The sequence below is a fragment of the Cupriavidus sp. GA3-3 genome (genome assembly GCF_000389805.1).
Taxonomy (GTDB): Bacteria; Pseudomonadota; Gammaproteobacteria; order Burkholderiales; family Burkholderiaceae; genus Cupriavidus; species Cupriavidus necator_D.
This window is the reverse complement of record NZ_KB944482.1, coordinates 15,023-37,190: the sequence shown is the minus strand read 5'-3', so window position 1 is coordinate 37,190 and position 22,168 is coordinate 15,023. Positions and strand designations below refer to the sequence as shown.

Sequence of the window (22,168 nt, the reverse complement as noted above, 5' to 3'; positions counted from 1 at the left end):
GGGCAGCACCAATGCGCATCAAGCGCGCACAAGTAAAGGGAGGGCGCCTGCCCTCCCTTTTTCCTTGCAGCAGCCGCGTCAGCCGCGCGAGCGGTCCTTGACGAACAGCGCAGTCACCATGCCCAGCACGCACAGCGCGACCACATAGTGGGCCGGTGCCAGCGGATCCTGCTTCAGCATCAGCGTGACGACCATCGGCGTCAGCCCGCCGAAGATCGCATACGACACGTTGTACGAGAATGACAGGCCCGAGAAGCGCACCTGCGCCGGGAACGCATTGACCAGCACGAACGGCACCGCGCCGATGGTGCCGACCAGGAAGCCGGTCAGCGCATAGAGCGGCAGCAGCAGGTCGGGGCGGGTGAAGATCGTCGTGTAGAACATATAGGCGCAGATGGCCAGCAGCAGGCCGCCGACGAACAGCGTGCGGCGCGCACCGATGCGGTCGGCCAATGCGCCGGAGACGACACAGCCGATCGTCAGGCACAGCGTGGCGACGCTGTTGGCGACCAGTGCCGTGCGCGCGTCAAAGCCATACAGCTTCTGCAGGAAGGTGGGCGTCATCAGGATCACCACCACGATGCCGGCCGACAGCATCCAGGTCAGCAGCATCGACACCGCGACGCTGCCGCGGTGGTTGCGCACCACCGACTTCAGCGGCATTTCCGCGGCCAGCGCCTTGCGCTTCTGCAGTTCGGCGAAGACCGGCGTCTCATGCAGCCAGCGCCGCAGGTACATCGAGGCGATGCCGAACACGCCGCCGATCAGGAACGGCACGCGCCAGCCGTGGTCGGCCAGCTCGGCCGGGGTGAAGACGCTGTTGATGCCGGTGGCGACCAGCGAACCCAGCAGGATGCCGGCAGTCAGCCCCGCGGTCAGCGTGCCGCAGGCATAGCCGACATGGCGCGCCGGCACGTGCTCCGATACGAACACCCAGGCGCCGGGCACTTCGCCGCCGACGGCCGCGCCTTGCAGGATGCGCAGCACCAGCAGCAGCACCGGCGCGGCCAGGCCGATCGACTGGTAGGTGGGCATCAGGCCCATCAGCAGCGTGGGCACCGACATCAGCAGGATCGACAGCGTGAACATCTTCTTGCGGCCGAGCAGGTCACCGAAGTGCGCCATGATGATGCCGCCCAGCGGCCGGGCCAGGTAGCCGGCCGCGAAAATGCCGAAGGTCTGCAACTGGCGCAGCCAGTCCGGCACCGACGGCGGGAAGAACAGCTGCCCGATGACCGTCGCGAAAAAAACGAAGATGATGAAGTCGTAGAACTCAAGGGCGCCGCCAAGCGCGGCAAGGGCAAGGGTCTTGTAATCCTGGCCGGTCAGCGGGCGCGCGCTGGCTCGCGGCGCGCCGACACCTGCGGCGGTACTGCTGGTGGTAGACATGAATGGACTCGCATGGAAGAGATCGCATGCGAAGCGCGCAGCACGGAATACGTGATGGGTGTGGCCGGAGGGTACAGCGCAGGGGAGGCAGGCCCGATGTGGCGGGTAAGCCGCAGGCTTGCGACGAAACGCTTCGCAAAGGGCGTAAAGATACCAGATCGGCCTACGCAGCGTTGAGGGGTCAATTCTGATTTCTTTGCTTTGTCCGAAACCGTTGCCATAATGTCGAAAAATGTGAAATCCGGGGCACAAACGATCGTGCAGCGCCGGAATGCGGGGTCAGATCTTCTGGAACGACATGGCTTTCAAGCAATCCATCCAGGCAGTGGCTGCCACGCCACGCGGCCGGCTGACGACGCGCGTCGCCGGCGGCGTGGTCGCGGCGCTCGCGGTGTTTGGGCTGGCCGGGTATTTTGGCGGCCCGCCGCTGCTCAAATACCTGATTGAAAAGAACGCGACCGACGCGCTGGGGCGCAAGGTCAAGCTGGGCAAGGCCCACGTGCGCCCGTTCGAGCTGGCGGCCACGCTGACCGATCTCACTATCTATGAGCGCGATGGCAAGACCCCCGCGCTGACGCTGGGCGAGGCCGAGGCCAATACCTCGCTGGCCTCGGTCTGGCACCTGGCGCCGGTGGTGGACAACCTCCACGTCGACCGGCTGGCCGTGCACGTGGTGCGCGACGCCGACGGCCGCATGAGCTTTGCCGACGTCCAGGAGAAGCTTGCTGCCCTGCCGCCCAAGCCGCCCGATGCCAAGCCGGCGCGCTTTTCGGTCAACAACATCGCAGTTACCGGCAGCAGCTTCGGCTATGACGACAAGCAGCTCGGTTCCAGCCTGCGCGTCGACAACCTGACGCTGACCCTGCCGTTCCTGTCGAACCTGCCGCATGACGTCGAGATCGTGACGCGGCCCACGCTGAGCGCACGGGTCAACGGCACGCCGCTGGCGCTGGACGGCGAAGTGCTGCCGTTTGCCGATTCGCGCCAGACCCGGCTCAACGTCAACCTAGACGGCCTGGAGGTCGCGCGCGTGATGGCGTTCGCGCCGCCGCTGCGCGATGCCGAGGTCAAGTCCGGCAAGCTCGATACGCGCCTGACCGTGGCCTTCCGACAGCAGAAGGACACGCAGGAGATGCTGGTGATGGGCACGGCCGCGTTGCGCGATGCCGAGGTCGTCACGCGCGCCGGCCAGCCGCTGGTCAAGAGCGGCCGCCTGGCGGTGGATATCGGCAAGCTCGAGCCGCTGGCTCACCGCGCGCAGCTGCGCAGCGTTGAGATCGAGGGGCTGGGCGTGGAAGCCGCGCGGCGCGCGGATGGCTCGCTGAACCTGGCCACGGCGTTCCTGCCACAGGCGGTCAGCAAATCCACGGATGGCGTGGCGCCCGCGCCGGCGCCTGCCTCGGCGCCGGCAGCGGCCGCCGCCTCGGGGGTGCAGGCGGCGCCGGCCAAGGCGGCGCCAAAAGACGTGCCGTGGCGCTATGCGGTCGACCGCATCGTCGTCAGGCAGGCCCGGCTGGGGTTTGAAGATGCGCTGGCGCCATCGGGCCCGGGCAAGCTTGCACTCGGCCCGCTCGATGCCGAGGTCAAGGGCTTCGCCGGCACCGACGGCGACAAGCCGGCCAGGATCGAGGCCACGCTGACCGTGGCCGATGGCCAGACCCTGCACCATGCCGGCGACCTGCTGCTGCGCGACGGCTCGATGGCCGGCACGCTGGAAACCACCGGCCTGCGGCCGCAGGGGTTTGCCGCATGGTGGCCGCGCGAGCTGCGCAGCCAGTTCGGCACTACCGCGGTCAATGCCGAACTGAACTACCGCATGTCGTGGGGCACGCCGCAGTTCCAGTTCGTGCTGGAAAAATCGCGGCTGGAACTGGCGCCGCTCTACGTGGCCACGCGCGATCCGGTGACGATGCCGGTTCCGGCCGCCGCACGCGATGCCGATGCCAGTGCAAGACCCGCCGGCAACGACAATGCCGCCCCGCGCAGCGCACGCCGCGCGCGTGAGCGCGCCGCCGACCGCGAGGGCGCCAACCTGCCGCTGCTGCAGGCTGAAAAACTGGTGCTGGACGATATCCAGTTCGACCTGGCCAAGCAGACCTTCGCCACCAGCCAGGTCACCCTGGCCAGGCCGCAGCTCGCTGCCACGCGCGACCACAGCGGCGAGCTGATCGAGATGGCGCGCCTGTGGGCTACCGAATCGGCGCAGCAGGTGCGCGCCACGCCGCGCCGGAATGGAGCAGCCGCACCCGCCACCAACGGCAAGCCAGCGGGTGGCGGCTGGAAGGCAGACATCGGCAAGGTCACGGTGGAAGGCGGCAGCGCCCGCCTGGCCGACTACCAGCCGGCCGGGGCCAACCGCGGCCGCCCGGTGATCCACCAGTTCCGCAATATCGCGCTGAGCACCGGCTCGGTCGCCTGGCCGCTGACGCCGGCGGCGGTGCCGCTCAAGCTGCATGCCGAATCCGGTCGCCGCGGCGTGATCGGCGTCGATGGCACGGTGTTGCCGACCGTCCCCGCCAGCCGGCTGCAGCTGGACCTGCGCGAGGTCGAGGTGAGCCCGCTCCAGCCCTATCTGGCTGACCGCTTCAACGCCGCCCTGCGCACCGGCACGCTGACGGCAAGGGGCAAGCTCAATGTCGATGCGCCAACCGGCAAGCCCATCGCCGCGCAGTTCAGCGGCAACGTGCAAACCGGCAACGTGCGCACGGTGGACCGCGTCAGCGGCGAAGACTTCCTGCGCTGGCGTTCGCTGGCGGTATCGGGCATCGACTTCGCCATGGACGAGAGCAAGGGCCCGATGCGCGTGAGCCTGGGCAATGTCGCGCTGTCTGACTTCTATGCCCGCGTGATCCTGAACGCCAACGGCCGCCTGAACCTGCAGGACGTGATGGCCGGCGGCGCCGAGAAGGGCGAGGCGGCGCCATCGACCAGCCTGACGCAGGCCAACCCGGCCTCGGCGCCGGCAACGCCGCCGGTGCAGACCGGTGATACGCGTACGGCCCAGGTCGAGCAGAAGCCGGGCGGCCCCAAGCCGCAGGTGCGCATCGGCGGGGTCTCGGTCGAGAAGGGCAATATCAATTTCTCGGACTTCTTCGTCAAGCCCAACTACACGGCCAACCTGACCGGCATGAAGGGCAAGGTGTCCAAGGTGTCGTCGGGCGACCCCACGCCGGCCGACCTGGTGCTGGATGGCCGCATCGACGACGATGCGCCGGTCAATATCAGCGGCAAGCTCAATCCGCTGGGTGAGCAGCTGTTCCTGGACATTGCCGCCAAGGCCTCGGGCGTGGAACTGACGCGGCTCACGCCGTATGCGGCCAAGTACGCCGGCTACCCGATCACCAAGGGCAAGCTGACGGTGGACGTGGCCTACAAGATCGAGAACGGCAAGCTCGATGCGAGCAACCACCTGTTCCTGGACCAGCTCACCTTCGGCGAGCGCGTCGACAGCCCGGATGCGACCAAGCTGCCGGTGCTGCTGGCGGTGTCGCTGCTGAAGGACCGCAACGGCGTGATCGACGTGAACCTGCCGGTGTCGGGCTCGTTGTCGGATCCGGAGTTCAGCATCGGCGGCGTGATCGTGCGCGTGATCGTCAATCTGCTGACCAAGGCGATCACGTCGCCGTTCTCGCTGATCGCCTCGGCCTTTGGCGGCGGCGGGGGCGAGGAGCTGGGCTATGTCGAGTTCGCGCCCGGCACCGCGGCGCTGACGCCGGCGGCCAGGGACAAGATCACCAAGCTGGGCCAGGCGCTCAATGACAGGCCCGCGCTGCGGCTGGAAATCAGCGGCCGCATCGACCCGGCCACCGACGAGGCCGGCGCGCGCCGCGCGTGGCTGGATGCGCGCGTGGCCGAGCAGAAGCGGCGCGACCAGCGCGACAGCGCACAGGTGGGCGGCGAGGCCGACAACGACGAAGCCGGCGAGCAGGGCGCCGAGATCAAGGTCTCGAAACAGGAGTACCCGAAGTACCTGGAGCAGGTCTACAAGCGCACATCGATGAAGAAGCCGCGCAACTTCGTCGGCTTCACCAAATCCCTGCCGCCCGAGGAAATGGAAAAGCTGCTGATGGCCAACGCCACGGTCACCGAGGCCGACCTGAAGCGCCTGGCCGAGCAACGCGCACTGGTGGTCAAGCAGTCGCTCGAACGCGAGGGCAAGGTGTCGGAGAGCCGGCTGTTCCTGACCGCGCCCAAGCTCAGCGCCGAGGGCATCAAGGACAAGGGCGCGCCCAACCGCGTGGACTTCTCCATTCGCGGCTAGCCGGCGCGGCGGCGCCGCACGGTGCGGCGCCGCCACAGGCCCGGCCCGGAAAACCGGTATGATTCGGCCCGGACAATCCGTTCCATAGCCGATTCAGGAGTGTGTTTTGCAGCAGGATCAATTGGAAGCCGCCGTCGCCTACAAGACCTGGGTGTGCGTGATCTGCGGCTGGGTCTACGACGAAGAACAGGGCTGGCCGGAAGACGGCATCGCCCCCGGCACGCGCTGGGAAGACATCCCCGAGGACTGGCGCTGCCCGGAATGCGACGTCGGCAAGGCCGAATTCGCCATGATCGAGCTGTAACGCCGCACGCACTTTCCTGTCCGGCCGACCCATGCGGGCTCAGCCCCGGGCTTGCGCCAGCATGGCGGCAAGCAGCACATTGGCGCCCGCCTCGAGATGCTCGGGCCTGGCGTCCTCGATCTCGTTATGGCTGATGCCGTCCTTGCACGGCACGAAGATCATTGCCGCCGGCGCTACCCTGGCCAGGTAGACCGCGTCGTGGCCAGCGCCGGTGACGATGTCGCAATGCGTGTAGCCACGCGCCGCGGCCGCGTGCCGGACATGGGCCACAAGCTCGGGCGCGAAGGGCGTCGGCTCGAAGCGCTGGATCGCTTCAACTTCCACCGCCAGCGCGGCACCTGTAGTGCTGCCGCTGGCCAGCGCCGCGCACGCTGCGCGCAGCCTTGCTTCCATCCGGTCGAGCTGGCCGCCATCGAGATGGCGAAGGTCGACGCTGAACTGTACCCGCCCCGGAATGACGTTGCGTGAAGACGGGTGGACATTGACCACCCCGACCGTCCCCCGGCCATCGGGGGCAAAGTCGTCCGCGATCTTCGCCACTTCCTGGAACAGGAACGAAGCGCCATGCAGGGCGTCCCGGCGCAGCGGCATGGGGGTGGGGCCGGCATGCGCCTCCATGCCCGTCACCGTGACGTCATACCAGCGCAGGCCAAGCGACCCCGTCACCACGCCGATGACCTTGTCCTCGGCCTCGAGGATCGGGCCTTGCTCGATATGCGCCTCGAAGTACGCGCCAACCTTGTGGCCGACCGGCGCGGTGCCCGCATAGCCGATCGCCGCGAGTTCGCCGGCAACGGACTTGCCGGCGTTGTCGGTTGCCGTCAAAGCGGTGGCTTCGGGGAAAACGCCGGCGAACACGCCCGATCCCATCATCACCGGCACGAAGCGCGCGCCTTCCTCATTGGTCCAGATCGCCAGTTCCAGCGGCGCCTCGGTGGTCACGCCGTGCTGGTTGAGCGTGCGCATGACTTCCAGCCCGGCCATCACGCCATAGCATCCGTCGAACTTGCCGCCGGTGGGCTGGGTGTCGATATGGCTGCCGGTCATGACCGGGGCAAGCGCGTCGTTGCGGCCCGCCCGGCGCCCGAAGATATTGCCCACGCGGTCGATGCGCACCGCCAGGCCGGCGTCGCGCATCCAGCCGGTGACGAGGTCGCGCGCCTGCCCGTCCAGCGCGGTCAGGGCCAGACGCGCATTGCCGCCCCTGGGCGTGGCGCCGATCCGCGCCAGGTCCATCAGCGCTTGCGACAGGCGTTCGCCATTGATCGTGATTGCGTTCATACGCCCGTCCCTGACTGTTGGATGCCGCCGAAGAAGGCCGTTGCATTGGCGGCGAGCGAATCGAGGTGGTAGCCGCCTTCCTGCACGACCAGCGTGGGCAGGCCCAGTGCGGCAACGGCGCGGCCGAGGCGGCCGAAGCCTGCGGTGGACACGTCCACCAGCGACTGCGGATCCTCGCGGTAGATGTCGAAGCCGAGCGACAGCACCAGCGCGTCTGCCTGGAAGCGTTCGATGGCGCCGCGTGCGGTGTCCAGCTTGTCGAAGAAGACGGACTCGGGCGAACGGTGCGGCATCGGCAGGTTGAGGTTGTGGCCGGTGCCGGCGCCGCGGCCGTGCTCATCGTCGAAGCCCGCGACCACCGGATAGAAGTTGGTCGGGTCGCCGTGGATCGACACGTAGAGCACATCGGCCCGGTCGTAGAAGATCTCCTGGATGCCCTGGCCGTGGTGCATGTCGGTATCGAGGATGGCCACGCGGCCAAGGCGCGCGCGCAGGGCCTGGGCGGCGATCGCGGCATTGTTCAGGTAGCAGAAGCCGCCCGCCGCGTCGCGCCGGGCATGATGGCCAGGCGGCCGGCACAAGGCGTAGGCGCGGCGCGCGCCGTCCAGCAGCGCCCGGGCCCCGGCCACCGCGCTCTGCGCCGACCAGTAGGCCGAGCGCCAGGTGTTCAGGCCCACCGGGCAGCTGCCATCGGCGAGATAGCGCGCGGCCTGCGCCAGCACGCCGCGCAGGGCGTTGGGCTCGCGCACGAAGATATTGGACATGACCTCGTCGCCCCAGTCCTCCGGCAGCTCGCGCCAGCTGGCATGGGCGTCCTGCAGGAACTGCAGGTAAGGCTGGTCGTGCACCGCAGCAAGCGGCGCGAGGCCGTGGTCGGCGGGGGCGTGGAGCGCGAAGCCAAGCGCCTCTGCCGCCTGGACCAGCCGCTGCGCCCGCGCAGGCAGCTCCTGCGGCGAGCGCATCCTGCCGCGCGAGTAGTAGCTCTGCGGATGGTGCAGCAATTGCTCGGGATGGAAAAACGTCAGCATGGGGTTTGCAATGTCCGTGGAAAGGCGTCAGGCCTGCGCGGCTTGCGCGGCCGGTTGTGGTTGCTGGCGCTGGCGTGCATCGATGCTGGCGATGCACAGCAGCGACACGCCGGCCAGCAAGGTGTAGAACACCGCCAGCGGCCACCATTGGCCCTGGAAGCGCTGCGCGAGGACGGTCCCCACCAGCGGTGTCAGCCCGCCCGCCACCGCGCCGCAGACCTGGTAGGACAACGAGATCGCCGAGTAGCGCACGCGCGTTTCGAAGACACCGCTGACAAAGCCCGCGATCACCGAATAGAAGCTCGCCATGCACACCACCGCCAGCGCGATGCCGAGCACGATGGCCGGCGCCTGGCGCGTCTGCACCAGCAGGAACATCGGATAGGGTGAAGCCATCGCCAGCAGCGCGGCCAGCTTGAGGAAGCGCGCGCCGCCAAGCTTCTCTGCCAGCCAGGCGGCCAGCGGCTGCGCCAGGAACTGGATGATGGCGACGGCGAACAGGCAGTCGAGGATCAGCGTCCTGGGCAGCGACAGGTATTGCGTGGTGTAGGCAATCATGAAGGTGTTGGTGAAGTACACCCCCGCAATGCCGATGGTATTGGCGCCGATGCACAGCAGCACCGGCACGCGGGCCGTGCGCCAGACCTCGGCAAGCGGCAGCCTGGCGGTCTTGCGCTGCGCCTGCACCTGCGCGAACTCGGGCGATTCATTCACGCCCAGCCGGATCGCCACGCCCACCAGCAGCAGCGCCGCGCTGGCCAGGAATGGCAGGCGCCAGCCCCAGTCCATGAACACCTCGTGCTCCATCGACGTGACCGCGCGGAAAGCCAGCAGCGACAGGATCAGGCCGGCCGGGCTGCCGAGCTGCGCGAACGAGGCGAAGAAGGTGCGGCGGCCCTTGGGGGCATGCTCGCCCGCCATCAGCACCGCGCCGCCCCATTCGCCGCCCACGGCGATGCCCTGCACCACGCGCAGCAGGACCAGCAGCACCGGCGCGATCGCGCCCGCGGTGGCGTAGGTCGGCAGCAGGCCGATGCCGATGGTGGCCACGCCCATCATCATGAGCGTGATCATCAGCGCCTGCTTGCGGCCGATGCGGTCGCCCCAGTGGCCGAACACGATGCCGCCGAGCGGACGGGCAAAGAAGCCGACCGCGAAGGTGCCGAATGACGCCAGCGTGCTCAGGAAGGGATCGCCGCCGGGAAAGAACAACGGGCCGAACACCAGCGCGGCGGCGGTGGCGTAGATGTAGAAGTCGTACCACTCGATCATGGTGCCGACAAAGGCGGCGGTGGCGGCGCGCACGGGCTGGCGCGTGCCGGAAGGGGACACTTGCATGGACTGGCTCCTCACTATGTTTGTGCCGCTGCATCAGGGGCAGCTGTGGGAGGAGTTATCGCGCGTTGACAAATATCAGTCAAATTTCTAATATTTATTTTTCATATAACTTCAATTTATACGTGGCGTGATGGAGCGTTCTGCCCTGGACCGGGCCCTGCTGACCGACCGGCTCGACTGGAACCTGCTGCGCACCTTCCTGACCATCGTCCACGAGCGCAGCCTGAGCCGCGCCGCGGTGCGGCTGCATATCACCCAGCCGGCGGTGAGCCTGGCCTTGCGCCGGCTCGAAGAGCATCTGGGACACACGCTGATCGAGCGGCGCGGCAGCAATTTCCGCCTGACCCGGGCCGGCGAAGAAGTGCTGCGCATCGCCACCGACGTCTATGGCAGCGTGGCGCGGCTGGGGGCTGAACTGGCGGAGCAGCAGGACGAAGTCAGCGGCCTGCTGCGGCTGCTGACCGTGAGCCGTATCCATTCAGGCGTCTATGACGAATGCCTGGCCGCGTTCCATCGGCAGCATCCGCGCGTCACGCTGCAGGTGGACGTGATGCGCAGCACCGAGATTGCGGACGCGCTCGCGCAGAAGGCTGGCGGCGTGGGCCTGAGCCTGTACCGGCAGCCGGGCCGGCAGTCGGGCGACGGGCTTGAGCACATGCTGTTCCTGCGCCAGCGCTATGCCATCTTCTGCGGGCGCCATCACCGGCTGTTCGGGCGCACCGGGCTGGCCATTGCCGACCTGCTGGCCGAGCACTTCGTCTCGTTCAGCAGCGACCAGCTTGGCGACGTGCTGGCGCCATTGGCCGTATTCCGCGACCAGCACGGCTTTTCCGGCCAGATCGTCGCGACCTCGCCCAGCCTCGATGAAATCCGGCGGCTGGTGTTCGCGGGCTATGGCATTGGCTGCCTGCCCGAACATATCGTTGCCGACGATGTCGCCCAGCAACGGTTGTGGCGCCTGCCGCCCGAAGAGGGCGTGGCCGATATCGACATGTACCTGCTGTGGAATCCGGAGCGGCGCCAGACGCCGGCCGAGGCCGCGTTCATCGAGCACTTCCGCCACTACGTGGCGCGCTATTCGCTGATGGAGCGGCTGGGGGAGTCAGTGAACGCGCCGCTGGCGGCGTTGCGCGCGCCGACGGCATGATGGACTACTGCCCGGTTCGCGTACCGGGCAATGGTGCAGAAGAACGCTTGTTGGGGCCTAGCCGTGCCGTCGCAGCGTATGCCGGCACAGCCCGGCGCGTTGCCGTTGTGCAGCGCAACGCCGGTAGCGCATCCGGTACGGATGGCTGCAGCGCCAGATGGCCCGCAAGACGGTAATGAACAGCAGCGCCGCCATGACGGCAGCAAGCAGGCCGATCGACATAACGGCCCTCCTCCCCAAAAACCGTCTGTCCGACCTCTGGGGTCAGATCAGCAGCGGTAATGCCTCTAGCACCAACACGGCAACCAGTGCGCCGATCAGGGCGCCCATGGTCCGGCAACTGATGCGCAGGTACTTGGCAGTCACCGGGATCGAACCCATGGCGATCACGCCTACCAGCGCCATCGGAATCAGGAATACAAGATCATGCGCGGTGAAGTGCATGGCGGTCTCCTGTCTCTCTTTTGTGATTCCAGTATAGGCAGTGTGTGCCCGATGCATGGCTGCGTGCATCGGGATTGTCCCGAACACGGGAGATGCGGACACCACCCAGGTACCGATGCGCGCACTTAGGACGGTTCAGGCGTTGCGCTGCGTACGCATGCCCCACGTTTTTCGCCATGCGAACCCCCGAAGCGGGAAACACGTGTCCTATGCTGATCAGAGACGCGGGGCCCCGTTCCCATTCAAGTCCAATGCCCCGCGGACCGAGAGAGACGGAGGTGGCTATGGAACTTCACATGCAATCGCACCACTACGTGCGGCGGCAGCCGGACTGGACCGCGGCAGCGGTCTCGGGGCTGGCGGCCGGGGCGTTGCTGCTGGTGCTGGAGCTGTTCTGGTCGTCGATGGTGTCGGGCGTGAACCCGTGGATCGCCACGCGCATGATCGCCGGGATCCTGATGGGCCAGGGCGTGCTGCAGAGCGCAACGTTTACCGTCGGCACGGTGGCCGCGGCGCTGGTGATCCATTTCGTGCTGGGCGCCGTGCTGGGCATGATCCTGGCGGCCATCATCGCGCCATTCACGCTGGATTCGAGCCTGGGCATGGCAATGCTGGCGGGCGCCGTGTTTGGCATGGTAGTGTACTTCTTCAATTTCTATGTGATGACGTTGGCCTTCCACTGGTTTGTCGAGGTGCGCGGGTGGCATACCTTCATCGGGCATCTGATCTTCGGGATGGCCGCGGCGGCATGCTACTGGAAGCTGGAGAGCAAGGACGTATCGCACTGACAGCGCTTCGGGGCAGGGCGCGGCGAGCGCCGGCTCATGGCGGTTGCGTTGCGCGCGCCAGCTTTTGGGCGGGTACGCGCGCAAGACCTGCGGCGGCCGGAACCAGGGGTTCCCGCCGCCGCTTTTTCTCGCGCTGCGCGCTTGTGCAGTGCGACACCAATGCATTGGCATGTCGCCTTGCAGTGACCTGACGGCATGCACTAGTCTTATGTCTACCTGCGTGACTTGCGCATCCCTCGCCGCGCGCGAGGAGGAGGGTGGATATGGCGTTGGCCATCGCACTCGTAGTCATGGTCGTCGGTTCGGTGCTCTTCCATTTCATGAGCCCGTGGTGGGCGACCCCGCTGGCGTCCAACTGGCAGCAGATGGACGACACGCTGACCATTACCCTGGTCATCACCGGCATTTTCTTCATCGGCATCAACCTGTTTGTCGGCTACATCGTCTGGCGCTTCCGGCATGAGGCGCCGCATCCCAATGGCGGCACCGGCCACCGCGCGTCCTACCACCCGGAGAACAGCAAGCTCGAACTGTGGCTGATCGGCGGCACCACGCTGGGCGTGGTGCTGCTGCTGGCGCCGGGCCTGTTCGTCTACGCCGACTACGTGCGCCCGCCGCGCGAAGCGATGGTGATGGAAGTGGTGGGGCAGCAGTGGTCCTGGGCCTTCCGCTTTCCCGGCAAGAGCGGCCAGCTGGGTGCTTCCGATGTGCGCTTTGTCACCGGTGCGAATCCGCTCGGGCTGGACCCCGACGATCCGCGTGGCCTGGACAATATCGTGATCGTCGGACCGGAGGTGCACCTGCCGCTGAACAAGCCGGTCAAAGTGCTGTTGCGCTCCAAGGACGTGCTGCATGACTTCTACGTGCCGCCGTTCCGCGCGCGCATGAACATGGTGCCGGGCATGGTGACGTCGTTCTGGTTCACGCCGACGCAGGCGGGGCGCTTCGATATCCTGTGCGCGCAGCTGTGCGGCGTGGGGCACTACAACATGCGCGGCACGGTGGTGGTGGAAGAACCGGCTGCGTACGAGGCATGGCTGGCCAGGCAGCAGACCTTTGCCATGACGCTGGCGAAGGCCGCGGCACCGCCGGCGGCAATGGCCGCTGCCGCACCCGGCGCCGCGGGCGACGCCGGCACCGTCGAGAAGGGACGCGCGCTGGCGCAGAGCAAGGGCTGCGTCGGCTGCCACAGCATCGACGGCAATCCGGGCGTGGGGCCGACCTGGAAGGGCCTGTACGGCAAGACCGAGACCTTTGTCGACGGCAGCAGCGCCAAGGTGGACGATGCCTTCCTGCACAAGGAGATCTCCGACCCCAATGCGCGGCTGGTCAAGGGCTTCGGCCCGGTGATGCCGAAGTTGCCGATGAGCGAGGATGAGGTCGCGGCACTGACCGCCTATATCAAGTCGGCCGGCAGCGGCGCGGCGGAAGCCGGCACGGTGGCGCCGGTGGCGCCCGCGGACGTGCCCGCCGGCCCGGCTGCCGCGACCAGCGCCGCCACCACGGCAACCGCTGGCTCTGGGGCGCCCGCTGCCACGCCCGGGGCCGCGTCCGGCACCTATACGACTTCGACGGCCGTGGCCGTGCCGCCCTCGGCGGCACCCGCGCCCGCCAGGAAGTGAGGAGACCCGCATGGCTTACGCCGACGATGCCGCCCATCACGCGCCGCAGAGCTTCTGGACCCGCTATGTCTGGAGCCAGGACCACAAGGTGATCGCCGTGCAGTACACCATCGTGGCGATCGTGGTGGGCCTGGTGGGCGTGGCGCTGTCCAACCTGATGCGCATGCAGCTTGGCTTCCCGGGGCGCTTCGAGTTCATCGACGCCAACCGCTACTACCAGTTCGTCACCATGCACGGCATGATCATGGTGATCTACCTGCTGACGGCGCTGTTCCTGGGCGGCTTCGGCAACTACCTGATCCCGCTGATGGTGGGGGCGCGCGACATGGTGTTCCCCTTCCTCAACATGCTCAGCTTCTGGGTCTACCTGCTGTCGGTGATCGTGCTGCTGGCCAGCTTCTTCGTGCCCGGAGGGCCCACCGGCGCGGGCTGGACGCTATACCCGCCGCAGGCCATCCTGCCCGGCACCCCAGGCCATGACTGGGGCATCATCCTGATGCTGGTGTCGCTGGCGATCTTTATCGTCGCGGCCACCATGGGCGGCCTCAACTACGTCACCACCGTGCTGCAGGCGCGCACGGAAGGAATGACGCTGCTGCGCATGCCGCTGTCGGTATGGGGCATCTTCATGGCCACCATCCTGGCGCTGCTGGCGTTCCCGGCGCTGTTCGTGTCGGCGGTGATGATGCTGCTGGACAAGACCCTCGGCACCAGCTTCTTCATGCCGGCGATGGTGTCGATGGGGCAGCAGCTGCAGTACAAGGGCGGCAGCCCCCTGCTGTTCCAGCACCTGTTCTGGTTCTTCGGCCACCCCGAGGTGTATATCGTCGCGCTGCCGGCCTTCGGCATCGTCTCGGACCTGGTCAGCGTGCATTCGCGCAAGAGCATCTTCGGTTACCGCACCATGGTGTGGGCAATCCTGGCGATCGGGGTGCTATCGGTGGTGGTGTGGGCCCACCACATGTTCGTCAGCGGCATGAACCCGTACTTCGGCTTCTTCTTTGCCACCACCACGCTGATCATCGCCATCCCCACCGCGATCAAGGTCTACAACTGGGTCATCACGCTATGGCGCGGCGATATCCATTTCACCGTGCCGATGCTGTTCGCGATCGCCTTCATCAGCACCTTCGTCATCGGCGGCCTGACCGGGCTGTTCCTGGGCAATGTCAGCGTGGATATCCCGCTGTCCAACACCTACTTCGTGGTGGCGCACTTCCATATGGTGATGGGCGTGTCGCCGATCCTGGTGGTGTTCGGCGGCCTCTACCACTGGTACCCGAAGGTCACTGGCCGGATGCTGGACGACAGCATGGGCCGGATCCATTTCTGGGTCACCTTCGTCGGCACCTACGCCATCTTCTTCCCGATGCACTACCTGGGCGTGCTGGGCATGCCGCGCCGCTACTACGCCTACGAGAACTACGCCTTTATCCCGGAGTCGGCGCATGTGATGAACATGTACATCTCGGTGGCCGCCTTCATCGTCGCCACGGCGCAGCTGCTCTTTGTCTTCAACCTGGTGTGGAGCCTGTGGCATGGCCGCAAGGCCGACGCCAACCCGTGGCGCGCGGCCTCGCTGGAATGGCAGACGCCGCAGACGCCGCCCGCGCACGGCAACTGGGGGCCGCACCTGCCGGTGGTGTACCGCTGGGCCTATGCCTACAGCGTGCCGGGCGCGCGCGAGGACTTTATCGCGCAGAACGCGCCGCCGGAAGAGGGCGGGGCCGAGCCTGAACCGCATGCCAGCCGCGGAGCCGTCGCATGAACGCCGAAGCCCTGTACAAGGTCAGCCGCGACGATTTCGGCGGCAGCCCGTCCGACGAGAATGCCGCCAACCACCGGCCGCAAGGGCGCGCCCCCGCGAGCATCGGCCTGTGGGTGTTCATGGGCGTGGTGACCTCGCTGTTTGCGCTGTTCCTGACCGCCTATGCGCTGCGCATGGACAGCCCGGACTGGCACCGCATCGGGCTGCCCTGGCAGGTGTGGCTGTCCACCGCGCTGCTGGGCGCCGGCAGCGTGGCGATGGCGGTGTCGTCGCGCGCCGCGGGCCGGGGCGAGATGGCCGTGGCCAGGCAGGCGCTGCGCCTGGGCGGTCTGGGCGCGGCCGGCTTCGTCGCCTCGCAGCTGTGGGCCTGGCAGGCACTGGGCGCGATACAGGTGATGCCTGCCGGCAACCCGGCCGGCAGCTTCTTCTACCTGCTGACAGCGATGCACGGCCTGCACGTGCTGGGCGGCCTGGCCGGCTGGGGCTTTGCCATGTCGTCGCGCGGCAGCGGCGAGGCCGCGGTGCTGCGCATGCGGCTGTGCGCGCGCTACTGGCATTTCCTGCTGGCGGTATGGGTGGTGCTGCTGGCGGCGCTGGGGTGGCTTACGCCCGAACTGGTGCGCTATATCTGCGGCACGGCCTAGCGGCGGCGGCAGCAAGGAGGACCGGCATGTCAACGCAACTGTCTTCACCATCGAGCCCACCCGGCGTGGCGCCCGCGCCCCCGGTGGGCGGCGTGCGCGGCCTGCTGGCCGACTGGTCGTCGGACCAGCAGGCCTTCAAGGTGTCGTGGGGCAAGGCCATGATGTGGATCTTCCTGCTGTCCGACACCTTCGTCTTCAGCTGCTTCCTGACCGGCTACATGACCGTGCGCATGTCGACCACGGTGCCGTGGCCCAACCCCAGCGAGGTGTTCGCGCTGCACGTGGGTGGCGCCGACATTCCGTTGCTGCTGATCGCCATCATGACCTTCGTGCTGATCACCAGCAGCGGCACCATGGCGATGGCGGTCAACTTTGCCTACCGGCGCGCGCGCCGCGAGTGCGCGCTGCTGATGTTCGTCACCGCGCTGTTCGGCGTCATGTTCGTCGGCATGCAGGCCTTCGAATGGACCAAGCTGATCGTGGACGAGGGCGTGCGCCCGTGGACCAACCCGATGGGGGCGGCGCAGTTCGGCTCGACCTTCTTCATGATCACGGGCTTCCACGGGCTGCATGTGTCGTGCGGCGTGGTGTACCTGCTGATCGTGGCCACGCGCGTGCTGCGCGGACGCTACGAGGCCACCGGCAACTACCAGATCGTGGAGATCGCGGGCCTGTACTGGCACTTCGTCGACCTGGTCTGGGTGTTTATCTTTGCGTTGTTCTATCTCTGGTGACGGCCATGGCATCGAATCCGGCAACTCCCGCAACCCCGGTGACGCCAGCGCATGGCTCCGGCAACGATGCCGGGCATGCCGCGCACTCCGGCCAGCAGCATCCTATCGGGCTGTACCTGAAGATCTGGCTGCTGCTGTTCGTTCTGTCGACGCTGTCGTACCTGGTCGACTATTTCCATGTCACCGGCTACCTGCGCTGGACGCTGATCCTGGTGTTCATGGGGCTGAAGGCGGGGCTGATCGTGGCAGTGTTCATGCACATGGCATGGGAGCGCATGGCGCTGATCTGCGCCATCCTGGTACCGCCGCTGTGCCTGCTGGTGCTGGTCTGGCTGATGGCGGAAGAAGCGAATCATACGTTCCTGACGCGCGGTATCTTCTTCCGCTGACGGGGAGGCGCCGCCGGCCCCGGGGAGGGAGCCGGCGGCAAGCCGCCTTGCACCGCGCCCGGGCGCTCAGGCCTGGGTGATGAACTTGGTTACCAGGTAGCCATCGAAGGTCTCCTGGCCGCCTTCGCTGCCGATGCCCGAATCCTTGATGCCCCCGAACGGGGTCTCGGCCAGCGCCATGCCGAAGTGGTTGATGTTGACCATGCCGGCTTCCAGGCCGTTGGATACTTCGGTCGCGGTCTTCAGCGAGTTGGTGAACACATACGAGGCCAGGCCAAAGGGCAGGCTATTGGCGCGGCGCAGCACCTCGGCCGTGTCCTTGAAGCGCGTCACGGGCGCCACCGGGCCGAACGGCTCGTCGGTCATCAGACGCGAGTCGTCGGGCAGGTCGGTGACCACGGTGGGCGCGAAGAAATAGCCCTTGTCCCCCAGGCGCGAGCCGCCTGCCACCACCTTGCCGCCACGCTGGCTGGCATCGTCCAGGAACTGCTCCATTGACAGCACGCGGCGCTCATGCGCCAGCGGCCCCATCTGGGTGCCGTCCTCCAGGCCGTTGCCGACCTTGATCGAGCCGATCACCTCGGTAAAGCGCGCCAGGAAGCGGTCATAGGCTTTCTCCTGGACATAGAAGCGCGTCGGCGACACGCATACCTGGCCGGCATTGCGCAGCTTGAAGCGCGCCAGCATCTCGGCGGCGGGGTCGATGTCGGCGTCGTCGAACACCAGCACCGGCGAATGGCCGCCCAGCTCCATGGTCACGCGCTTCATATGCGCGCCGGCCAGCGCCGCCAGCTGCTTGCCCACCGGCACCGAGCCGGTGAATGAAATCTTGCGCACGATCGGCGATTCGATCAGGTAGGTCGAGACCTCGCTGGGCACGCCCCAGACGATGTTGAGCACGCCCGGGGGCAGGCCCGCATCATGGAACAGCTGCGCCAGCGCCACCACCGCGCTGGGCGAGTCTTCCGGCCCCTTCAGGATCAGCGTGCAGCCCGCGCCCAGCGCCGACGCGATCTTGCGGATGGCCTGGTTGAACGGGAAGTTCCACGGCGTGAAGGCGGCGCACACGCCGATCGGCTCGCGCACCACGATCTGGCGCACATTGGGCTGGCGCGGCGGGATCACGCGGCCGTAGATGCGGCGGCATTCCTCGGCATGCCAGTCGGCGTGCTCGGCGCAGACCATCACTTCGCCGACGGCTTCGGCCAGCGGCTTGCCCTGGTCCAGCGTGATATTGCGGCCGATCTCCTTGGCGCGCTCGCGGGTGAGCTCGCCCACGCGGCGCAGGATCCTGGCGCGCTCCAGCGGCGAGGTCTTCTTCCAGGTTTCAAAGGCGCGCTGCGCGGCGGCCAGCGCGCGGTCCAGGTCGGCGCGGCTGGCGTGCGGCAGCTTGCCCAGCACTTCCTGCGTGGCCGGGTTGATGACATCCTGCTCGCGCCGGTCGCCTCCCTTGATGAATTCTCCGTCGATATAGAGGGCGAGATCCTGGTACATGCGTGTTCTCCTGGTGGGCGGTGAAACCGCAAGCTTAACCCGGCGGCCGCGTTCATGCAGCGCGCCGGGTGTGTTCCCAGGAGGAATGTGCGGGAATGTCCCCGCGGCCGGTTCAGCCGATGTCAGGCGGCATCGCGCGTGCGCGCCACCGGCACGACTTCAGCCCCGGTGCGGGTGGCTTCCACCACCAGGATCACGAGCAGCGTGATCAGCGTCAGGCCGAACACCGCATAGCCGATGCTGTCGCCCTCGATGGCGAACAGGCTGGGCGCGTAGGTCGGGCTGGTGCAGATCATGGTGCCCGCAGACATGCCGGTGTAGTGCATGCCGCAGACGGCAACGCCCATGACCACTGCAGCTGCCAGCTGCTTGCCGCGGGTCTTCACCGTGGTGGCCAGCCACAGCGCCACCACCGACACCACCACGGCGATCACCACCGACAGCCCGATGATGGCCAGGTCCCAGTCGAAGCGGGTGTTGGAGCGGATCGCGGCCATGCCGGTGTAGTGCATCGCCACCACGCCCAGCCCGGTCAGCACGCCGCCCTTGACCACGTTGTCGGTACGGCTGCCGCACGGGCGCGAGGCGATCGCCAGTCCGGCGCCGGCCAGCACCATCACGACCACCAGCGAAGCCAGCGTCATGAACAGTCCGAACTCGCGGTGCGTCGGGGTCTGGTAGGCCACCATGCCGATGAAATGCATCGACCAGACCGCGCCGCCGCCCAGCGCCACGCTGGCGCACAACAGCCGGTCCACGTCCAGGCGGCCGTCGGGCATGCGCACGCGCCGCGACCAGCGCAGGCCCACGTAGGCGCCGCAGACAGAGATCAGGAACGACAGGCCCACCATCGGCCAGTCATAGGCAAACGGCACCAGGGCGCCGGAAACAGGCTGGAAACCGACAAACATGACCCCACCTCCTCGTTTTGACTGCGACTGAAGGGCGCACGCGCGTGCCGGGCATTGCTTCCGGCAGCCGGCCTGGGACGCGGTGGTCCCGTGCCGAGTATGCAGGGGGCCGCAACCGGAGGGGAATAACTCATTCAGGTAAAGAGCACGGCGCCGTGCCGGCCGTGTGTCCTTGTAGCTGCCTCCGGGCAGGAATAGACTGGGCGGATTTCCCCATGCGCGACGCCTCATGAAGCCAGACGCCAGACTGACCACCGGCCCGATCGGCCGCACCCTGCTGCTGTTCTCGCTGCCGGTGCTCGGCAGCAACATCCTGCAGTCGCTGAACGCCTCGATCAATTCGGTCTGGGTCGGCCGCTTCCTGGGCGAGGCCGCGCTGACGGCAACCTCCAACGCCAACATCATTCTGTTCTTCCTGCTGGGCGTGGTGTTCGGTATCAGCATGGCCAACACCATCATGATCGGACAGGCCGTGGGCGCGCGCGACCTGGACGAGGCGCGTCGCGTGGTCGGCACCAGCACCACCTTCTTTGTCGGGCTGTCGGTGCTGGCCTCGGCGCTGGGCTATTTCTATACGCCGGCCATCCTCGCGGCGATGCACACGCCGGAAGACGCCGCGCCGCTGGCGGTGAGCTACCTGCGCATCATCTTCCTGGCGCTGCCATTCATGTACTTCTACAACTTCGTGATGATGACGCTGCGCGGCGCGGGCGATTCGCGCACGCCGTTCTGGTTCATGCTGTTGTCGGTGGTGCTGGACGTGGCGCTCAACCCGGTGCTGATCTTCGGTATGGGCCCGGTCCCGCCGCTGGGTATCGCGGGCTCGGCGCTGGCCACGCTGATGGCACAGCTGGCGAGCCTGGCGGCGATGATGGTGCTGCTGTACCGGCGCCACCATTTCCTGCTGCTGCACCGTGGCCAGCTTGCACTGCTGCGGCCTGATCCGGCAATCCTGCGGGCGCTGGTGGTCAAGGGCTTGCCGATGGGCCTGCAGATGGTGGTGATCTCGTCGTCGGCGATCGTGATGATGGCGCTGGTCAATGCCTATGGCTCGCAGACCACCGCCGCCTACGGCGTGGCCTCGCAGCTGTGGACCTATGTGCAGATGCCCGCGCTGGCGGTAGGCGCGAGCGTGTCATCGATGGTGGCGCAGAACGTCGGCGCCGGACTGTGGCAGCGGGTGTCGCGCATCACGCGCGTGGGGCTGCTGATCAATGTGGTGATGACCGGTGCGCTGGTCGCGCTGATCTATCTGTTCAACCGGCATTCGCTGGGGCTGTTCCTGGGCACTGACGGCGTCGCCATCGGCATCGCGCAGCATATCAACGTGGTGGTGCTGTGGTCGTTCATCCTGTTTGGCTTCACCATCGTCATCTTCGGCACGGTGCGCGCCACCGGCGCGGTGATGGCGCCGCTGGTGATCCTGTTCCTGTCGATGTGGGTGATCCGGCTGCCGTTCGCGTGGTTGCTGGGACCGCGCATCGGCGCCGAGGCGATCTGGTGGAGCTTTCCGCTGGGCTCGGTGGTGTCGCTGGTGCTGGCGGCCGGCTACTACCGCTTCGGCAACTGGCGCCGCAGCCATATCCTGCCCACCGTGCCGCACCCGGCGCAAGCCGTGGGGCAGGCGCCCGATACCAGCATGGGAACGCCCTGCGAAGACGCGGGCGAGGTCGTCGAGGAGACCGCCTCTGCAACGCCCGAGCCCGCAGTCGTGCGCTGAGCTGCAGCGGCCCGCGATCGTGCCGCCGGCTTTGAAAGCCATTCGAAAGATCGGTGTGTCATCGTGTCATCGCTGGCACTCCCTCCCAGCGCACGTGTCGCCTGCCTGGCCAGAGCAGGCGCGCATCCTTCCGGCCGCGCCTTGCCTTGATGCAAGTGCGCGTGCCGTCTTGTTCGCCTGACATTCCCGTCGACTTTTCTTCCGGATTCTTCATCAAAAAATACATCACGTTGTGATGTATTTTTTTCATGAATAGGCTGGATTTGCCCTTGTTTCCAAGGGGTATCGGTGAATACCCCTAAACCAAGACAAATGAAAGGCACCTGAAAGATCACGTCTCTAAGGTTCGGGTCAACCGTCGGGGAGCATGCGCGCCGCATGCCTTGCCGCTCGAGCCAGTGCGTCCCCGGCATGGCATTTCGTGAACTTTGAGGAGAATCGTTTTGCGCATACGCAGCCAAAAGGACTTTGCCTCCGGCCTGATGTTCGTTCTGGTCGGTCTGGGCTTTTCCTGGGTCGCTCGCGGCTATTCCATGGGAACGGCCGCGAAGATGGGACCCGGATATTTTCCATTCCTGCTGGGACTGGTGCTGGCAGTGCTGGGGGCGGTGGTGCTGCTGTCCTCGCTGTCGCCCAAGGGCGAGGAAGACCATCTGGCGCGCTGGGACCTGAAGACGCTGCTGTGGATCCTCGGTTCGGTGGTGCTGTTCGGCCTGCTGCTCAAGCCGCTGGGCATGGTGCTGTCGGTGTTCGTGCTGGTGATGGTGTCGTCGATGGCCAGCCATGAATTCAGCTGGAAGGGCGCGCTGCTCAACGCCGTGGTGCTGGTGCTGATCAGCCTTGGCGCATTCGTCTACGGCATCAACCTGCAGATGCCGGTGTGGCCGGCCTTTATCACCGGTTAAG

The 22,168-nt window shown here is 67.0% G+C and carries 19 protein-coding genes; 11 read left to right on the top strand and 8 right to left on the bottom strand.

The window, feature by feature from the left end; all coding sequences use genetic code 11:
• Positions 1 to 78 precede the first annotated feature (78 nt).
• Positions 79 to 1,389 carry an MFS transporter gene (locus C265_RS18190; RefSeq protein WP_010811063.1) on the bottom strand — a complete coding sequence of 437 codons (1,311 nt, stop codon included), beginning with the start codon at positions 1,387 to 1,389 and terminating at the stop codon, positions 79 to 81.
• Positions 1,390 to 1,660: 271 nt separating this feature from the next.
• On the opposite strand from C265_RS18190, the gene C265_RS18185 reads away from it, so the two are divergent.
• Both C265_RS18185 and C265_RS18180 read left to right on the top strand, forming a co-directional pair.
• Positions 1,661 to 5,650, top strand: coding sequence for a DUF748 domain-containing protein (locus tag C265_RS18185; RefSeq protein WP_010811064.1), 3,990 nt, complete (start codon positions 1,661 to 1,663; stop codon positions 5,648 to 5,650).
• Positions 5,651 to 5,771: 121 nt separating this feature from the next.
• Complete coding sequence (locus tag C265_RS18180; RefSeq protein WP_010811065.1) at positions 5,772 to 5,954, top strand: rubredoxin; 183 nt, start codon at positions 5,772 to 5,774, stop codon at positions 5,952 to 5,954.
• A 39-nt stretch (positions 5,955 to 5,993) separates the two neighbouring features.
• On the opposite strand, the gene C265_RS18175 is transcribed toward C265_RS18180, so the two are convergent.
• Genes C265_RS18175 through C265_RS18165 form a run of 3 tightly spaced genes read right to left on the bottom strand, consistent with a single transcriptional unit; the run spans position 5,994 to position 9,601 of the window.
• The gene (locus C265_RS18175) at positions 5,994 to 7,235 is read right to left on the bottom strand and encodes a Zn-dependent hydrolase (RefSeq protein ID WP_010811066.1); all 1,242 of its coding nucleotides are present in this window, start codon (positions 7,233 to 7,235) and stop codon (positions 5,994 to 5,996) included.
• The gene (locus tag C265_RS18170) at positions 7,232 to 8,263 is read right to left on the bottom strand and encodes a histone deacetylase family protein (protein WP_010811067.1); all 1,032 of its coding nucleotides are present in this window, start codon (positions 8,261 to 8,263) and stop codon (positions 7,232 to 7,234) included. Before C265_RS18170 ends, C265_RS18175 begins: the two co-directional genes overlap by 4 nt.
• Positions 8,264 to 8,290: 27 nt before the next feature.
• Positions 8,291 to 9,601 carry an MFS transporter gene (locus C265_RS18165; protein ID WP_010811068.1) on the bottom strand — a complete coding sequence of 437 codons (1,311 nt, stop codon included), beginning with the start codon at positions 9,599 to 9,601 and terminating at the stop codon, positions 8,291 to 8,293.
• Positions 9,602 to 9,731: 130 nt separating this feature from the next.
• On the opposite strand from C265_RS18165, the gene C265_RS18160 reads away from it, so the two are divergent.
• Positions 9,732 to 10,748 (top strand): LysR family transcriptional regulator, encoded by a 1,017-nt coding sequence (locus tag C265_RS18160; RefSeq protein ID WP_010811069.1) that lies wholly within the window; start codon positions 9,732 to 9,734, stop codon positions 10,746 to 10,748.
• 57 nt (positions 10,749 to 10,805) lie between these two features.
• On the opposite strand, the gene C265_RS32555 is transcribed toward C265_RS18160, so the two are convergent.
• Both C265_RS32555 and C265_RS18155 read right to left on the bottom strand, forming a co-directional pair.
• Positions 10,806 to 10,970 (bottom strand): hypothetical protein, encoded by a 165-nt coding sequence (locus C265_RS32555; RefSeq protein WP_010811070.1) that lies wholly within the window; start codon positions 10,968 to 10,970, stop codon positions 10,806 to 10,808.
• A gap of 42 nt (positions 10,971 to 11,012) precedes the next feature.
• Entirely contained in the window at positions 11,013 to 11,192 is a 180-nt protein-coding gene (locus C265_RS18155; RefSeq protein ID WP_010811071.1) for a hypothetical protein, read from the bottom strand.
• A 284-nt stretch (positions 11,193 to 11,476) separates the two neighbouring features.
• Between C265_RS18155 and C265_RS18150 the strand changes: the two genes are divergently transcribed.
• From C265_RS18150 to C265_RS18125, 6 genes are all read left to right on the top strand, one after another.
• On the top strand, positions 11,477 to 11,980 hold the full coding sequence (locus C265_RS18150; RefSeq protein ID WP_037024661.1) for a membrane protein: 504 nt from the start codon (positions 11,477 to 11,479) through the stop codon (positions 11,978 to 11,980).
• A gap of 263 nt (positions 11,981 to 12,243) precedes the next feature.
• Positions 12,244 to 13,602, top strand: coding sequence for a cytochrome c oxidase subunit II (locus tag C265_RS18145; RefSeq protein ID WP_010811073.1), 1,359 nt, complete (start codon positions 12,244 to 12,246; stop codon positions 13,600 to 13,602).
• A gap of 10 nt (positions 13,603 to 13,612) precedes the next feature.
• A complete protein-coding gene (ctaD, locus tag C265_RS18140; RefSeq protein ID WP_010811074.1) occupies positions 13,613 to 15,370 on the top strand; it encodes a cytochrome c oxidase subunit I in 1,758 nt (585 codons plus the stop codon).
• Positions 15,367 to 16,014: a bb3-type cytochrome oxidase subunit III gene (locus tag C265_RS18135; RefSeq protein WP_010811075.1), complete on the top strand. Its 648-nt coding sequence runs from the start codon at positions 15,367 to 15,369 to the stop codon at positions 16,012 to 16,014. Before ctaD ends, C265_RS18135 begins: the two co-directional genes overlap by 4 nt.
• A 26-nt stretch (positions 16,015 to 16,040) precedes the next feature.
• The gene (locus C265_RS18130) at positions 16,041 to 16,748 is read left to right on the top strand and encodes a heme-copper oxidase subunit III family protein (RefSeq protein ID WP_011617619.1); all 708 of its coding nucleotides are present in this window, start codon (positions 16,041 to 16,043) and stop codon (positions 16,746 to 16,748) included.
• Positions 16,749 to 16,753: 5 nt separating this feature from the next.
• Positions 16,754 to 17,137, top strand: a complete 384-nt coding sequence (locus C265_RS18125; protein ID WP_010811077.1) for a cytochrome C oxidase subunit IV family protein — start codon at positions 16,754 to 16,756, stop codon at positions 17,135 to 17,137.
• Positions 17,138 to 17,203: 66 nt separating this feature from the next.
• Here C265_RS18125 and C265_RS18120 read toward each other — a convergent pair whose 3' ends face one another.
• Both C265_RS18120 and C265_RS18115 read right to left on the bottom strand, forming a co-directional pair.
• Complete coding sequence (locus C265_RS18120) at positions 17,204 to 18,631, bottom strand: NAD-dependent succinate-semialdehyde dehydrogenase (protein WP_010811078.1); 1,428 nt, start codon at positions 18,629 to 18,631, stop codon at positions 17,204 to 17,206.
• Positions 18,632 to 18,753: 122 nt separating this feature from the next.
• Complete coding sequence (locus tag C265_RS18115; protein WP_010811079.1) at positions 18,754 to 19,542, bottom strand: MHYT domain-containing protein; 789 nt, start codon at positions 19,540 to 19,542, stop codon at positions 18,754 to 18,756.
• A 229-nt stretch (positions 19,543 to 19,771) separates the two neighbouring features.
• Here C265_RS18115 and C265_RS18110 point away from each other — a divergent pair, with 229 nt between their 5' ends.
• Both C265_RS18110 and C265_RS18105 read left to right on the top strand, forming a co-directional pair.
• Entirely contained in the window at positions 19,772 to 21,262 is a 1,491-nt protein-coding gene (locus C265_RS18110; RefSeq protein ID WP_010811080.1) for an MATE family efflux transporter, read from the top strand.
• A gap of 443 nt (positions 21,263 to 21,705) precedes the next feature.
• On the top strand, positions 21,706 to 22,167 hold the full coding sequence (locus C265_RS18105; protein WP_010811081.1) for a tripartite tricarboxylate transporter TctB family protein: 462 nt from the start codon (positions 21,706 to 21,708) through the stop codon (positions 22,165 to 22,167).
• Position 22,168 lies beyond the last annotated feature (1 nt).